Genomic DNA, 14972 nt, shown 5'->3' on the forward strand with positions numbered 1-14972 from the left:
TTGTGAGATGAAACCCTACATATAGCGCAAGGAGGGGAGGATGAAGATAGTGCGTCGTTTCACGGAGGGACTCTCCGATCCGTACGAGGGGATCACCTGGGAGACGAGGGTGAGCGAGATCCGGGATGTGGAAGGGAGGGTGATCTTCCGCCAGGAGAACGTGGTGGTACCCTCGTCCTGGTCGCAGATCGCCACCGATATTCTCGCGCAGAAGTACTTCAGGCGCAGGGGGGTACCGGTGGAGATCTCTCCCGACGGAAGGGAGTATGACGCACGGCAGGTCTTCCACCGGCTCGCCTACACCTGGATGTGGTGGGGAAAGGAGGCGGGTTACTTCGATTCCGAGGAGGATGCACAGGCCTTCTATGACGAGGTGTGTTATATGCTCGCCCATCAGATGGCGGCGCCCAACTCGCCGCAGTGGTTCAACACGGGGCTCCACGCGGTGTATGGGATAGAGGGGCCGCCGCAGGGCCACTACTACGTGGACCATCGGACCGGGGAACTCGAGAAGTCCGCGAACGCCTACAGCAGACCCCAGCCGCATGCCTGTTTCATCCTCGACGTGGAGGACGACCTGGTGGGTGAAGGGGGGATCATGGACGCCCTCCACAGGGAGGCCCGCATCTTCAAATACGGGTCCGGAACCGGGAGCAATTTCTCCAAGATCCGGGCCGAGGGCGAGCCCCTCAGCGGCGGAGGGATGTCCTCCGGACTCATGTCGTTCCTCAAGGTCTTCGACCGGTCGGCCGCGGCGATAAAGAGTGGAGGGACGACGAGACGCGCGGCGAAGATGGTGGTCCTCGATGTGGATCACCCGGATATCCTCACGTTCGTACGGTGGAAGGTGGAAGAGGAGTACAAGGTCGCGTCCCTGGTGGCGGGGAGCCGCCTCGTGGCACGACACGCCCGGGAGATCCTCTCGGCCTACCGGAGCGAAGGTGATGTGGCGGCTGGGGGCGTCCGCGACGCGGTGGGGAGGGCCCTGGAGGCGGGCGTACCGGAACAGTTCGTCCATCAGGTGCTCAGGCTCGCCGAGGAGGGGATGGGGCCCGAGGAGTTTCCGGTGTACACCACCGACTGGGAGGGCGAGGCCTATGCCACGGTGAGCGGGCAGTCTTCGAACAACTCCGTGAGGGTCTCGCACGAGTTCATGCTCGCGGTGCAGGAGGACGGGGAGTGGCCGCTCACCGCCCGTACCACGGGCGAGGTGGTGCGCACGGTGAGGGCGCGGGATCTGTGGAACGAGATCGTGCTCGCGGCCTGGCGGTGTGCGGATCCCGGGCTCCAGTTCGATACCACCATCAACGAGTGGCACACGTGTCCCGCGGATGGTCGTATCCGGGCCTCCAATCCCTGTTCGGAGTACATGTTCCTCGACGATACGGCATGCAACCTGGCCTCCCTCAACCTCCTCGCCTTCTACGACGAAGAAGAGGGGAGATTCGACGTGGACTCCTTCGTCCATGCGGTGGACATCTGGACCCTCATCCTCGAGATCAGTGTGGTGATGGCCCAGTTCCCTTCCGCCGAAGTGGCCCGAAGGAGCTATCTCTACCGGACGCTGGGCCTCGGCTTCGCCAATCTGGGGAGCCTCCTCATGGTGATGGGGCTTCCCTACGACAGCGATGAGGGTCGTGCGGTGGCGGGGGCGATCACGGCGATCATGACCGGAAGGGCGTACCACATGTCGGCGAGGATGGCGGCCGAGTGGGGGCCGTTCCCCAGGTTCGAGGCGAACAGGGAGCACATGTTACGGGTGGTCCGCAACCACGCGAGGGCGGCGCGCCAGGCCCCGCCGGAGGAGTACGAGGGGCTCTCGGTCACTCCCATGGGACTCGATCCCGGCCACACCCCGGACTACCTGTTGGAGGCTGCGAGGCGGGTGTGGGACGAGGCCCTGGAATGGGGGGAACGGCACGGTTTCAGGAACGCACAAGTGAGCGCCATCGCCCCCACGGGGACGATAGGGCTGCTCATGGACTGCGATACCACGGGGATAGAGCCGGATTACGCCCTCGTGAAGTTCAAGAAGCTCGCAGGAGGGGGGTACTTCAAGATCATCAACCGATCGGTACCGCCGGCTCTCAGGCGGCTCGGCTATTCGGCCGAGCAGGTGGAGGAGATCGTGCGATACTGCGTGGGGCGAGGGACGCTCAAGGGTGCGCCCGGGGTCTCGTACGAGGTCCTGAGGGAGAAGGGGATTCCCGAGGAGGAGCTCGAGGCCGTGGAGGAGCGGCTCAGGGGGGCTTTCTCCTTGAGGGGCGTCCTGGGGGTGTGGGCCTTCTCGGCGGGGACGCTCGATCGTCTCGGGGTGCCGGAAGAGGCACGTAAGGATCCGTCGTTCGATCTTCTCGGATTCCTGGGGTTCTCGGAGGAGGAGGTGGGGGCGGCCGAGGAGTGGGCCTGCGGTGCCATGACCCTCGAGGGAGCCCCGTATCTTCGTGAGGAGCATCTGCCGGTCTTCGACACGGCTACCCCTTCGGGACGGAAGGGGAGCCGGGCGATCTCGTGGCGGGGACATATCCTCATGATGGCGGCGGTGCAGCCGTTCGTGAGCGGGGCGATCTCCAAGACCATCAACATGCCCCAGAGCGCCACGGTGCGGGATGTCGAGGAGGCCTACTTCCTCTCATGGCGGAGCATGCTCAAGGCGGTGGCCCTCTATCGTGACGGCTCGAAGCTCAGCCAGCCGCTCGTGGGGGCGGGGAGTGCGCGGGACAGGGTCGCGGAGGTCATCGCGGAGGCGGAGAGGGCGGTGGGGACGGCACGGCCTGCCGGGCGGGTGGAGGATGGGGGGCTCCCTCGGGGGAGGCGCCGGGTCCTCCCGCCCCGGCGTACGGGGTACACGCAGAAGGCGAAGATAGGGGGGCACAGCCTCTTCATCAGAACCGGTGAGTACGAGGATGGAACCCCGGGCGAGATCTTCCTCGACATGTACAAGGAGGGCGCAGCCTTCAGATCCCTCCTCAACAGTTTTGCCATCGCAGTCTCTCTGGGGCTCCAGTACGGAGTGCCGCTCGAGGAGTTCGTGGACGCCTTCGTCTTCACCCGGTTCGAGCCCAACGGCATGGTGCAGGGACACCCCTACATCAAGATGGCCACCTCGGTCATCGATCTCATTTTCCGTGACCTGGCCATCTCCTACCTCAAGCGCTACGATCTCGCCCATGTGACTCCGGAGGACCTCTCTTCCACCGAGTTGCGGAGGGAGGTATCCCTGGAGGGACCTCTGCATCGAGGAGAGGAGGTCCCTCGTTCGCGGAAGGATGTCCTACGGGAAGAGGCCCGCAGGAAGGGCTACGAGGGCGATCCGTGCCCCGTGTGCGGCAACTTCACCATGGTGAGGAACGGCACCTGCCTCAAGTGTGAGACCTGCGGGGCCACCACCGGGTGTTCGTGAGGTGGGTGGAGCCTGTTGGAACGGCCTTCGAGGCGAGGTGCGGTGGCCCGGGGTCGGGGTAACTTTACAGGGATGTGAGTTTCTGGTATAGTGGCACAACATTTCGCACGAGGGAGTTACCGATGGCACGGCGTTGTGAAATCTGTGGGAAACAGACGCGCAGTGGATTTACGGTGAGCCATGCCCACAACCGGAGCAAGCGCACCTTCAAGCCGAATATCCAGAAGATCCAGATCGTGGACGGTAAGCGCGTGAGGACCATCAAGATCTGTACGAGGTGTCTGAGATCGGGGAAAGTGGTGAAGGCGGTCTGACGCGGACCTCTGTGCAGAGAGGACTCTCCGGAGAGGGGAGTCTCTTTTTGTCCCCGACCTCTTCATGCGGAGGAGCCACGGTTTCCTCGTATCCTGTCGGATGTGCGGCGTCCATGGACCGGGGAGGGGTGTGGTGTTCCGGCCCGATCCACGGGCCTTCCCATGTTCGAGGGGATGGTGGAGGGGAGGGGCGCCCCGCGAGGTCCTGGATGGTCTCGTGGATGGTGAGACGATGCTCCATCGTGCACCTCGTCTCTTGATCGTCCCCCGGTTCCGGGGGAAGAGGATCTCTCCTTGCGCCCTCTCGGGTGAGGGTATATACTTTTCCCTATCGACCAGATTCACAAGGAGGAGTGTATGGCCCTTGGAGAATGGATCAAGAGCGACGATTTCAAGACCGAGAAACATGTGCCGGTCATCGAGCTTCCCGGAAAGGTGAAGAAGGGGGAGGCGGTGCTCGTCACGGTGACGGTGGGCAAGGAGATCCCCCATCCCAACACCACCGAGCATTTCATCCAATGGATCCGCCTCTACTACAAGGATGTGGATGGAAAGTTCGCCATCGACCTGGGGTGTGCCGAGTTCAATGCCCATGGCGCCACCACTGCGGGACCGAACACCGGTCCTGCCTACACCGAGCCGGTGGCGGTGTTCAAGGTGAAGCTCGACAAACCCGGCACCCTGGTGGCCGAGAGCTATTGCAACATCCACGGCCTCTGGGAGAGTAGTGTGGAGGTGAAGCCGGAGGGCTGAGGAGGACGGTGCCCCTTCACTGGAAAAAGCGAGGGCTGTGGTGTATCCTGGAAGGGAGCCACGGCCCTGCGTTTTTACAAGGCTTTGATGCGGGCCGCTTCGCCAGGAGGGGAGGGACCGCCATGAAGACCTTCGTTCTCGACACCAACGTCCTCATCCACCGCCCTGATGCCATCCTCAGCTTCAAGGACAACGAGGTGGTCATCCCCATCTGGGTGCTCGAGGAGCTCGACAAGCTCAAAAGCTTCAGCGACGAACGGGGCAGGAACGCCCGTGCTGCGATCAGGTTCCTGGACGAGCGGCGCAAGAAGGGAAACCTGAGCGAGGGCGTGGCGATAGAGCACGGGATCGTGCTCCGTGTGCTCCTCGGATTCTGGAAGGACGAAAAGGGCTTTCTCTCGGACAAGCCCGATAACCAGATCCTCCTCGCCGCTTACCACCTGCAGAAGCACGGGAAGGAGGTCTTCTTCGTCTCGAAGGACATCAACGCCCGGGTGAAGGCCACGGCCCTCGGGCTCAAGGCCGTGGACTACGAGAAGCAGAAGGTGAACATCGAGAGTCTCTACAGCGGGTACGTGGAGCAGGACGCCAAGGAGGAGACGCTCGATGATCTCGACCGGGAGGAGGCCGTGTCGTCGCCCGGCGCGTTCTATCCCAACCAGTTCGTGGTGCTCAAAGGGGCGCACTCGGGCCGGGAGATGCTCACCCGGTACCGCCACGAGGACCACACGTTGCGGTATGTGATTCCCCGACCTTCGAGTGTGTGGGGGGTGAAGCCGCGCAATCGTGAACAGGAGATGGCCTTCGACCTGCTCCTCGACGACGAGGTGCAGCTCGTGACCTTGGTGGGCAAGGCCGGTACGGGGAAGACCCTCCTCGCTCTCGCTGCGGGACTCAAGAAGGTACTCGAGGACAAGGCGTACAAACGTCTCCTCGTGACCCGCCCGGTAGTGCCCATGGGAAAGGATATCGGTTTCCTCCCCGGTGACAAGGAGGAGAAGCTCTCCCATTGGATGCAGCCGATCTTCGACAACCTCGACTACCTGGTGAGTGTGTACTCCAGGGGACACGTCAAGAGCGTGGAGGAGCTCCTCGCCCAGGACGTGATCGAGATGGAGGCGCTTTCCTTCATCAGAGGGAGGTCTCTCCCCTACCAGTACATCATCATCGACGAGGCCCAGAATCTCTCGCCCCACGAGATAAAGACCATCGTGAGCAGGGCGGGTCACCACACCAAGATGGTCCTCACTGGTGATCCTTTCCAGATCGACAGCCCTTACCTCGATGCGAACTCCAACGGCCTCACTTATCTCGTGGAGGCCTTCAAGGGCCAGGAGATCTTCGGCCACGTGACGCTCCACAAGTCCGAACGAAGCACCCTTGCGGAGCTCGCCGCCGAGCTCCTCTAGGGAGGTTCCCCTCAACCGGGAGGTGTGATCTGCCGAGAGTAAGAGAGATGTGGCGTCGTCTCCTCGTGAGCCTGGGTCTCCTCTGTTCGTTCCTTCTCGGTGCAGAGGAGGTGGTCTTCTCGGACCTCGTGCTCTCTCCCCTCAACACCGTACTCTTCACTGCCTCGCTCTCCGTGCCCGGCGTAGGAGCGTATCGTACCGCATTCTGGGCCGAGCCGGGCACCGGCACCCTCCAGCAGCTCTCGTTCTTCCCTGAACGGATGAGGTTCCTTCCCGCCTTGGGAAAGGTGCAGATCTACAATCGCTACGGCCTCTTCCGTATCCCTCTCGAGGGGGGAAGGGTCGAGGTGGTGGAGAGGTTTCCCGCCTTCGTGAGAGGAGCCGAGATCGCCACCACTTCTCCGCTGCCCATCGCTACTTCGCCCGACGGCCGGTACCTGGTGCACTTCGAGAAGGACTCCCCGGCGTACGGTACCCTCGTGATGGTGGACCTCGAGACCGGGGAGGAGGTGGTGGTGGCCGAGGGGATCGAGCTCTCGTACCGAGAGATCCCTGTCTCCTGGGCACCTGACAGCTCGCTCTTTCTCTACGCCCACGATGGTATGGTCTACTACTTCTCGATCTCCCAGTGGCGGGAGGGGAGGGTTCTCTCACCGGAGCGAAGGGTCATGGGACGGGGGAAGATCGGCTCGGTGTTCTGGGGAGGGGGAGGGCGTCTCTACTTCGTGGAGGGTACGGTCATAAAGGTCTTCCGGAAGGAGGAGATTTTCACCCATGGCTTCTACTACGGGGTGGTGAAGGTGGGTCGAGTGGTGGGGAAGCTCCCCTTTCACTTCGATCCCAATTTCGACCGGTTGTGGATCGGGCCGGAGGAGAACTTCGTGCTGTTCTGCAGGGCGGGGCGGGACGTCTTCCTCTATCCCCTCGACCGTGAGGACTACGAGGGCGGTGCACTCCAGGAACCGTCGCTCGTGCTCCCCCGGCGCATGTACCTCGAGGACGTGGTGTGGGACGATGAGGGAAAGCTCACCCTGTTCGTGAAGGAGGTGCACGACGGCACGGTGGAGAGGCGCCTCTTCTGGATGGTGGTGGGTTCCCAGCGGGTCTTCGAGGAACGGGAGGAACGACCGCAGGTGTGGGCCCTGTCCGAGGACGGGTCCTACCTCGCCTTGGCCATGGAGGACGGAGTCCACCTCTACCGCTACGACTCGTGGACCGAGGTGGGGAGGATCGATCACCCCGAGCCCGTGGTGCTCGCGTGGGCAGGAGACGATCTCGTGGTGGGCGGCAGGTGGTCGGTGTCCCGGTACGGCAGGGACGGGAGCCTGAAGGCACTGCTCTGCATCTCCCAGCCCGAAGGACTCGGCTTCACGGTGGGAGACTACCGGCCCATGGTGTGGGCAGGGAAGGATACGGTGCAGTGGGATGTCGCCCGGGCGGTCTTCGAGGTGAGGGAGGATCGTCCTGCCGCCGGGGCGCCCGTCCTCAACACGAGTGCCTACCGTGTGTATCTCCAGGATCTCCCCGAACAGCCCTATCGGAACATCGTGATGGTGAGGGATCTGCAAGGCCTCTCGACATACCCGCTCTTCCCCCCGCCCGAGCGTTCGTATGAACCCTTTCCGGAGAAAGACGAATCGGTTGATTTCACCTACTTCACGCATGGATCCCGACTCAGGAGACGGGAGGTGGCCCTGGTGTTCAACGCGATCTCCTCGGCCGAGGGGTTGGTCCGGGTCCTCGAGCTCCTCAAGGAGTACGGGGTGAAGGCCACGTTCTTCTTGAACGGCGACTTCATGAGGGAGAATCCCGGGGCTACGAGGCAGATCTCCACCTTCGCGGCTGAGGTGGGATCGCTCTTCTACACTCATTTCGACATGTCGGATTCCCGTTTTGCGCTCTCCGAAGGATTCATACAACAGGGGCTCGCCCGTACCGAGGACGAGTATTTCGAGATCACGGGCAGAGAGCTTGCCCTTCTGTGGCACGCGCCGTATTATTTCGTGAGGGAGGATCTCCTCAGGGCGGCGGCGGCCATGAACTACGTGTACGTGGGCTGCGATGTCGACAGCCTCGACTGGGTCCCCCAGTTCACAAGAGAGGGGGAGTCGAGGCTCTATGCTCCGGCCGCCCGGCTCGTGGAACGGATCGTGAGTATGAAGAAGCCCGGGTCGATCGTCGCCTTCACCGTGGGGAGGCCCGACGAGAAGGACCCGGTTCGGCGGCGTGAGGACTATCTCTTCCAGAAGCTCGACGTGTTCCTGAATGAACTCATTGCGAGGGGATACCGGTTCGTGACGGTCTCGGAACTCATGGAGCACGCGCGGTGAGATCCTTGGGATATTTCCATAAAGAGGAGCGTCCGTCGCTCCGATAGATAATGCAGAGAGGGGTAGGACCTTGAAACCACAGAACGCCATCAATGCCTACAAACAGACCTCGATCAAGACCGCGAGCCAGGGGAAGCTCATCGTCATGCTCTACGACGGAGCCATAAGGAATATCGATACGGCGATCGAGCTCCTCGAGCAGGGAACGAGACAGCTCGACAGGGTCCACAATGCCGTCATCAAGGCTCAGGATATCGTGGCTGAACTGGCCTCCTCTCTGGATCTCGATCGGGGGGGGGACCTCGCGAAAAACCTCTTGAGTCTCTACCTCTTCTTCGACGAACAGCTCATGGAGGCCAACATCCGCAAGGATCCGGAGCTGCTCAGGAAGGTGCGGGATATGCTCGCTTCCCTCCGGGAGGCCTGGGCACAGATCGCCCACATGGCCCCCGAGGCACAGGTGTAGGAGGATGCATGGCGGATATGCTCACCATGGAGGAGCTTGACGCCCGTGTGGCGCTCCTCAGGAGATTGAGGGACTACCTCGTAAAGCAGCGGGAACGGCTGGTCGACTACCTCGAGCTCCTTGAGCGCGAGGAGGAGGCCATCACCTCTGAGGACGTGGAGCGCCTCCACATCCACGTGGAGATGGAGCATCGTATCCTCAAGGATCTCTTCTCACTCCAGAGGGTGATCGTCCCTCTCAAGGAGATGTACCGGGCCATGTATCCCACAGGGCACAGAGAGATCGAGCAGCTGGAACGATCGGTGGGAGATCTCACCCGTAAGGCCTTCGCACACAACGAGGAGAACCGGAAGCTCCTCCAGCTCCAGATGGCTTCGCTCAAAGAGCGGATAGAGGCCCTGCGTATCCCTCAGTTTAGGAAGACCCTCTTCGCCTCTTCCCAGACTTCCCATTCGGTTGATATCTTCACCTAAGGATGAAACCGCTCTTCCTCATAGATGCCTACGGCCTCATCTATCGCGCCTACTTCGCCCTCATCAGGGCCCCCATGAGGACCAAGGACGGGCGCAACACGTCTGCGATCTACGGCTTCTTTCGTATGCTTTTCAGATTCGTGAAGGAGTACGATCCTGTCTATTGTGGCGTGGTGCTCGATTCCCTCACGCCCACCTTCAGGGAGAAGACCTTCGAGGCCTACAAGGCCACCAGGCAGAAGACACCGGAGGATCTCCATCCGCAGATCCCGGTGATCGAAGAGATCCTCGAGGCCTTGGGGTTCGCTACCGTCCGGATGAACGGGTTCGAGGCGGACGACGTGATGGGTACGCTCGCCGCCATGGCCCAGGCGGAGGGACGCCCGTGTTTCGTGGTATCGGGCGACAAGGACCTCGCCCAGCTGGTCACGAAGGGAGTGAGGATCGTCCGGATGGACAAGGACGATTTCGTGATTCTCGACGAGGAGGGGGTGAAGGAGAAGTGGGGGGTTCGGGCGGATCAGATCGTGGACTTCCTGGCCCTGGTGGGGGATGCCTCCGACAACATCCCGGGTGTGGAGGGGATCGGTGAGAAGACGGCCCGGCGCCTCCTCGCCGAGTATGGGTCGCTCGAGGGAGTCTATGCCCACCTCGACGAGCTCTCTCCCTCGTTGAGGAAGAAGCTCGAGGGGGGACGAGAGCGGGCCTTCCTGAGCAGGGATCTCGCCACGATACGGACGGACCTCGAACTCTCCCTCACGATCGAGGATCTCAGGCGGAGGGAACCCGAGGTACAGCGGGCGAGGGAGCTCTTTCTCGCCTACGACATACGGAGCTTGGCCCAGGAGGTGGGAGGGAGTCCTGCCGTGGGGGAGAAGCCGACCCTCGAGGTGGAGGGTCCCTCCAGGGCGGGTGTCTCCTACGAGGTGGTCACCGACCGGGCCTCCCTCGCCCGATGGGTGGACAAGGCCCTGGAGAGGGGGGTGGTGGCCGTGGATACCGAGACCGACGGGCTCGACCCTCTCACGTGCCGTCTCGTGGGTGTCTCGCTCGCGGTGGACGAGGGGCGGGCGTGCTACGTGCCGCTCGCGGCTCCGGATGTGCGGCCGCTTCCCGCCGACGTGGTGCGCGAGGTCCTCACGCCGCTTCTTGCCTCACAGAAGGTGTCGAAGGTGGGGCAGAACCTGAAGTTCGACTATCACGTGCTCAGGCGATGGGGCGTCCGTCCGGAGGGGCCGTTCTTCGATACCATGGTGGCGGCGTGGCTGCTGGAGTCGGATGCCGGGCGCTACAACCTCGACAGGCTCGCGGAGAAGTATCTGGGGTGGCGCACCATCCATTACAAGGACGTAGTGGAAAAGGGGGCTTCGTTCGAGACGGTGCCGGTGGCCGAGGCAGGGGTGTACGCGGCCGAGGATGCGGACATCGCCTTGCGGCTCTCCCGGGTCTTGAAGGAACGTCTCGAGGCCGGGGATCTCGGGCGGGTCTTCTACGAGATGGAGATGCCGCTCCTCTCCATCCTCGCTCGGATGGAGGAGTGGGGGATCGGGCTCGACGGGGAGGCTCTGTCGGCCTTCGGCAGGGAACTCGATGAGCGCATCTCTAATATAGAGAATGAGATATTCGATCTCGTCGGGCACGAGTTCAACGTGGGGTCCACCAAGCAGCTCCAGGAGGTGCTGTTCGTGGAGCGGGGGCTGCCGCCGGTGAAGAAGACCAAGACCGGTTTTTCCACGGACACGAGCGTGTTGGAGGAGCTGGCCGCTCAGGATCCGGTGGCGGCGAAGGTCCTGGAGTACCGAAGTCTCACCAAGTTGAAGAACACCTATGTGGACGTGCTTCCCGGGCTCGTGAATCCGGAGACGGGCCGGCTTCATACCTGGTTCAGCCAGGTGGGGACGGCCACGGGACGGCTCTCGAGCAAGGATCCCAACCTCCAGAACATCCCGATCAAGACCGAGGAGGGTCGCCGGATCAGGGAGGCGTTCGTGCCGCAGCGGGGCTGGTGGTTCCTGAGCGCGGACTACTCTCAGATCGAGCTCGTGATCCTGGCCCATCTCTCGGGGGATCCGGCTCTCTGCAGGGCGTTCAGGGAGGGCGAGGACGTACACCGGGCTACGGGGAGCCTCCTGTTCGGGGTGCCGCCCGAGACAGTGACGCCCGAGCAGCGGAGGATCGCCAAGACGATCAACTTCGGCGTGATCTACGGGATGTCGGCCTTCCGGCTCTCGAGGGAGCTCGGTATCCCGCGCAAGGAGGCCGAACGGTTCATCAATGCGTACTTCACCACGTATGCGGGGGTGAGGGCGTTCATCGAACGGACGATCGCCGAGGCGGAGGAGAAGGGGTACGTGACCACGCTCTTCGGGAGGAAGCGGCCGCTTCCCTACATCACGAGCCGGAACAAGACGCAGAAGACAGGAGCGGAGCGAATCGCGGTGAACACGCCGATCCAGGGCTCGGGCGCGGATATCATCAAGCTGGCGATGATCGACCTGGACGCCCAGATGCGGAGGATGGGGCTCGCCTCCCGGATGATCCTCCAGGTGCACGACGAGCTCATCTTCGAGGTGCCTCCCGAGGAGCTCGAGGTGATGAAGCGGCTGGTGAGGGAGCGGATGGAGGGGGTGGTGCGGCTCTCGGTGCCGCTTCGGGTGGAGATAGGGGTGGGGAGGAACTGGGGAGAGGCCCACTAGGGGGGCGTGTGGGAGAGGGTGTGCGGCCGCCGGTGATAGGGGTGACGGGGCCTGCAGGGGCGGGGAAGAGCCTGGTGGCGGGAATGGTGGCGGAGCTGCTCGGCGGAGAGGTGGTGGATGTGGATGAGGTGGGTCACAAGGCGTTGGATGTGTGTCGGGGGGAGGTGGTGCGGATCTTCGGTGAGGGGGTGGTGAGGGAGGGGCGGGTGGACAGGCGGGTGCTCGGGCGGGTGGTCTTTGCGGACAGGGAGGCGAGGGAACGGCTGGAACGGGTGGTGCACCCGTGGATGCGGGAGGAGGTGATGCGGCGGGTGGAGGGGAGGAGGGGGCCGGTGGTGGTGGATGCGGCGCTGCTGGGGAGGATGGGGCTCGATGCGGTGTGTGATCGGGTGGTGGTGGTGCGGGCGCCGTGGTGGGTGCGGGTGTGGCGGCTCGTGCGGAGGGATGGGAGATCGGTGCGCGAGGCGGTGAGGATCCTCCGGGCGCAACATGCGCTCTTCTCTCAACCTTTTTCCTGCGGTGTCGATACTGAATATGTGAGCAACGTGGGATCGAAACGGCATCTCAGAGACAAGATCGCCACCCTCCTCGTACGGTGGGGGTATCTCAGAGAGGGGGTTTCATAGGATATGGACAGAGAACGCATCCTTGTCGTGCTCGTGGGTGTGAGCGTGTTTCTCCTCGTGGTGGTTCTTGTGGGGATGTGGTGGCTTACCCCTCGGGAGGAGAAGCCTGTGCAGGTGGTGACCGCCGGGGAGCAGCCCCGGCAGAGTGGCTTTGATGCAGTGGAGTGGGTGAGGGAGGGGGAGGGATTCCCCGGCCTCCTCGAAGGGGAGGAGCCCCTGGAAGGCGAGTTCATCGTGACCGAGACCCTCTTCGGGAGCGAGTCCCCCACGCCCTCTCCTGCCCCTGTGGCGGTACAGGCCGCCCCCTCACCGACTCCGGTGCGCCCGGTCTCTCGGGGGGACCGGGCTCCCGCCCCCTCTCCCACCCGAACCCCGACTCCCCGGGTGGAGACGAGAGCGGTGGAGCATACTCCCACTCCCGTGGTGCGGGAAGAGTTCTGGATCCAGATCGCCTCCTTCACGTCTCAGGCGAGGGCCGCCCACGTGGTTGAGGATCTCGGGGAGAAGGGGATCACGGCAAGGATCGTCACCAAGACCATGGACGGGGTCACCTACTACAGGGTACGCCTCGGTCCTTACGAGAAAAAGGCCGAGGCCGAGAAGTTCCTCGCTTCCATACGGAATCTCGAGGGGTACGAGAAGAGTTACATCTCCCTGGTGTACCGAAGGGATCCGTAGGCTATATCTGAAAGTCGTGTGGCTCCTCTTTCCCGGGTTTTACCACGTAACGGGAGGGCTGGTTGTAGATCTTGCTGTAGGGAGGCACCGAGCTCGTGAGCCACACGTTGCCCCCGATGATGGAGTGGTGTCCTATCACGGTGCTCCCTCCGAGGATGGTGGCGCCGGCGTAGATGGTGACGTTGTCCTCGATGGTGGGATGACGCTTCACATTTGCTTCCGATTTCTTCACACTCAAGGCGCCCAGGGTGACCCCCTGGTAGATCTTCACGTTGTTGCCTATGACCGTGGTCTCGCCTATCACCACGCCGGTACCATGGTCGATGCAGAGGCCTTCACCTATAGTGGCACCGGGATGGATGTCGATCCCCGTCTTTCCGTGGACGTACTCCGTCATCATCCGAGGGATGAGGGGTACGCCTTCGGTCCAGAGGATGTGGGCCACACGATACACCAGGATGGCCTCGATTCCCGGGTAGGAGAGGATTACCTCTTCTTCTGACTTCGCGGCCGGGTCGCCCTCGAGGGTGGCCTTCACATCGTACACGAGGAGGCGTCGCACCTCGGGGAGCCGCTCCAGGAAGCGATAGGTGATCTCCTCGGCCTCTTCCCTTACCTTGACCCTGTGTTCCCGGGAGAGCCTGCCCCGCGTGCGCCGTTCACTGAAGTGGATGCTCTTCTCCACCTCGTCGGAAAGGTCACGGAGGACGCGTGTGAGAAGTTCCTGCGTGAAGAGGCGGACGGTGTCCCGCCGAATCCCGTCGTTCTCCCTGAAACCCGGGAAGAGGAGTGCCTCTATATCGGAGAGGATGCGGATCACCCCCATCTTCGAGGGGAGGTTGCACTCGTCCATGTAGTTGATGCCGCCTTCTCTCTCGTAGGAGGATATGAGCGTACCGGTTATCTTCTCCAGTCTGGCACCCATCGTTTCCTCCTCATGTATGAGATGAGCCTGTCGGGGAGGTGGATGAGGCGGGAGACCCCCGGTCTCACGAGGGCCTTTATCCTGTCCCTGTGGGCGAGGGTGAGGTCCTTTCCCAGGTGGATGAGGACGTCCTTCCGGGAGAAGTCGAAGGGGGAAGTCCCATCGCTCGCCACGATCTCCAGGTCGGGTACGTTCTGGTAGTGGCGCGGTATCCGGGACGCGACGAGGGAGAAGGAGCGCATGATCACGTCGATCCCGTTCTGGATGTGCACCTCCTTCACTGGGGTCCTCGGCGCCACGTTCACGGCGATGACCGGAGCGTAGCCCATCATCCTTGCGATCCATACGGGCATGTTGTCCACGATACCGCCGTCCACGTAGAGGCCCTCGCCTATCTTCCAGGGTTTGAAGACGCCGGGGAAGGACATGGAGGCCCTGATCGCATCGGCGAGGCTCCCCGTGGAGAAGACCTGCTGGATGCCGGAGATGAGGTCCACCGCATTGCACCTGAAGGGAAGGGCGAGATCCTCGAACGAGAGCTCCTGGGTGAGGTCCCTGAGCAGCTCGTAGATCTTGGTGCCGGGTTCCATGCCGGTATCCTTGAGGAGGTTGCCGAGTGCCTCCCCCGCCTGGAGGATGCGGATGAAGGGGAGGTTCTCGGGGAGCTGGAAGGAGAAGCCCGTGAGGTAGTCCCTGATATCGAAGTCCTCGAGGAAGTCCCTCATACGGGCAGGGCCCATGCCTGTGGCGTAGAGCCCGCCCACGATGGCGCCCATGGAGGTACCCACCACGAGCGAGGGTTTGTACCCCAGTTCCTCGAGGGCCTCGAGGACGCCCACGTGAGCGAGACCTTTGGCTCCACCGCCCGAGAGCACCAGTGCCCATCGTTTCGTCATGTC

The 14972-nt window shown here is 62.8% G+C and carries 12 protein-coding genes; 10 read left to right on the plus strand and 2 right to left on the minus strand.

From position 1 onward, the window contains the following. Positions 1–40 precede the first annotated feature (40 nt). The 10 genes from SPITH_RS01095 (at position 41) to SPITH_RS01140 (ending at position 13148) form a co-directional block, all read left to right on the plus strand. Positions 41–3403 (plus strand): adenosylcobalamin-dependent ribonucleoside-diphosphate reductase, encoded by a 3363-nt coding sequence (locus SPITH_RS01095; protein WP_014623906.1) that lies wholly within the window; start codon positions 41–43, stop codon positions 3401–3403. Between the two features lie 122 nt (positions 3404–3525). After that, complete coding sequence (rpmB, locus tag SPITH_RS01100; RefSeq protein ID WP_014623907.1) at positions 3526–3717, plus strand: 50S ribosomal protein L28; 192 nt, start codon at positions 3526–3528, stop codon at positions 3715–3717. A 357-nt stretch (positions 3718–4074) separates the two neighbouring features. Next, positions 4075–4470, plus strand: coding sequence for a class II SORL domain-containing protein (locus SPITH_RS01105; protein WP_014623908.1), 396 nt, complete (start codon positions 4075–4077; stop codon positions 4468–4470). Positions 4471–4592: 122 nt separating this feature from the next. Further along, a complete protein-coding gene (locus SPITH_RS01110) occupies positions 4593–5879 on the plus strand; it encodes a PhoH family protein (protein WP_014623909.1) in 1287 nt (428 codons plus the stop codon). A gap of 47 nt (positions 5880–5926) precedes the next feature. Further along, entirely contained in the window at positions 5927–8209 is a 2283-nt protein-coding gene (locus SPITH_RS01115; RefSeq protein WP_014623910.1) for a polysaccharide deacetylase family protein, read from the plus strand. Between the two features lie 70 nt (positions 8210–8279). Next, on the plus strand, positions 8280–8675 hold the full coding sequence (gene fliS, locus SPITH_RS01120) for a flagellar export chaperone FliS (RefSeq protein WP_013313054.1): 396 nt from the start codon (positions 8280–8282) through the stop codon (positions 8673–8675). 8 nt (positions 8676–8683) lie between these two features. After that, the gene (gene flgN, locus SPITH_RS01125) at positions 8684–9148 is read left to right on the plus strand and encodes a flagellar export chaperone FlgN (RefSeq protein ID WP_014623911.1); all 465 of its coding nucleotides are present in this window, start codon (positions 8684–8686) and stop codon (positions 9146–9148) included. Positions 9149–9150: 2 nt separating this feature from the next. Continuing rightward, the gene (polA, locus tag SPITH_RS01130) at positions 9151–11844 is read left to right on the plus strand and encodes a DNA polymerase I (RefSeq protein ID WP_014623912.1); all 2694 of its coding nucleotides are present in this window, start codon (positions 9151–9153) and stop codon (positions 11842–11844) included. A gap of 8 nt (positions 11845–11852) precedes the next feature. Next, complete coding sequence (gene coaE / locus SPITH_RS01135) at positions 11853–12470, plus strand: dephospho-CoA kinase (protein WP_014623913.1); 618 nt, start codon at positions 11853–11855, stop codon at positions 12468–12470. Between the two features lie 3 nt (positions 12471–12473). Beyond that, positions 12474–13148, plus strand: coding sequence for an SPOR domain-containing protein (locus SPITH_RS01140; protein WP_014623914.1), 675 nt, complete (start codon positions 12474–12476; stop codon positions 13146–13148). A gap of 1 nt (position 13149) precedes the next feature. On the opposite strand, the gene epsC is transcribed toward SPITH_RS01140, so the two are convergent. Together epsC and SPITH_RS01150 are read right to left on the minus strand one after the other, a co-directional pair. Further along, positions 13150–14073: a serine O-acetyltransferase EpsC gene (gene epsC, locus SPITH_RS01145; RefSeq protein WP_014623915.1), complete on the minus strand. Its 924-nt coding sequence runs from the start codon at positions 14071–14073 to the stop codon at positions 13150–13152. Continuing rightward, positions 14049–14969, minus strand: coding sequence for a patatin-like phospholipase family protein (locus SPITH_RS01150; RefSeq protein ID WP_014623916.1), 921 nt, complete (start codon positions 14967–14969; stop codon positions 14049–14051). The genes epsC and SPITH_RS01150 overlap by 25 nt, the downstream gene beginning before the upstream one ends. Between the last annotated feature and the right edge of the window lie 3 nt (positions 14970–14972).

The organism is Spirochaeta thermophila DSM 6578 (assembly GCF_000184345.1).
Classification (GTDB): domain Bacteria; phylum Spirochaetota; class Spirochaetia; order Winmispirales; family Winmispiraceae; genus Winmispira; species Winmispira thermophila.

What these genes read in the sequence shown, in the direction of transcription:
- SPITH_RS01095 (WP_014623906.1), top strand. Translation starts at nt 41, where the DNA reads ATGAAGATAGTGCGTCGTTTCACGGAGGGACTCTCCGATCCGTACGAG.
- rpmB (WP_014623907.1), top strand. Translation starts at nt 3,526, where the DNA reads ATGGCACGGCGTTGTGAAATCTGTGGGAAACAGACGCGCAGTGGATTT.
- SPITH_RS01105 (WP_014623908.1), top strand. Translation starts at nt 4,075, where the DNA reads ATGGCCCTTGGAGAATGGATCAAGAGCGACGATTTCAAGACCGAGAAA.
- SPITH_RS01110 (WP_014623909.1), top strand. Translation starts at nt 4,593, where the DNA reads ATGAAGACCTTCGTTCTCGACACCAACGTCCTCATCCACCGCCCTGAT.
- SPITH_RS01115 (WP_014623910.1), top strand. Translation starts at nt 5,927, where the DNA reads ATGTGGCGTCGTCTCCTCGTGAGCCTGGGTCTCCTCTGTTCGTTCCTT.
- flgN (WP_014623911.1), top strand. Translation starts at nt 8,684, where the DNA reads ATGGCGGATATGCTCACCATGGAGGAGCTTGACGCCCGTGTGGCGCTC.
- polA (WP_014623912.1), top strand. Translation starts at nt 9,151, where the DNA reads ATGAAACCGCTCTTCCTCATAGATGCCTACGGCCTCATCTATCGCGCC.
- SPITH_RS01140 (WP_014623914.1), top strand. Translation starts at nt 12,474, where the DNA reads ATGGACAGAGAACGCATCCTTGTCGTGCTCGTGGGTGTGAGCGTGTTT.
- epsC (WP_014623915.1), bottom strand. Translation starts at nt 14,073, where the DNA reads ATGGGTGCCAGACTGGAGAAGATAACCGGTACGCTCATATCCTCCTAC.
- SPITH_RS01150 (WP_014623916.1), bottom strand. Translation starts at nt 14,969, where the DNA reads ATGACGAAACGATGGGCACTGGTGCTCTCGGGCGGTGGAGCCAAAGGT.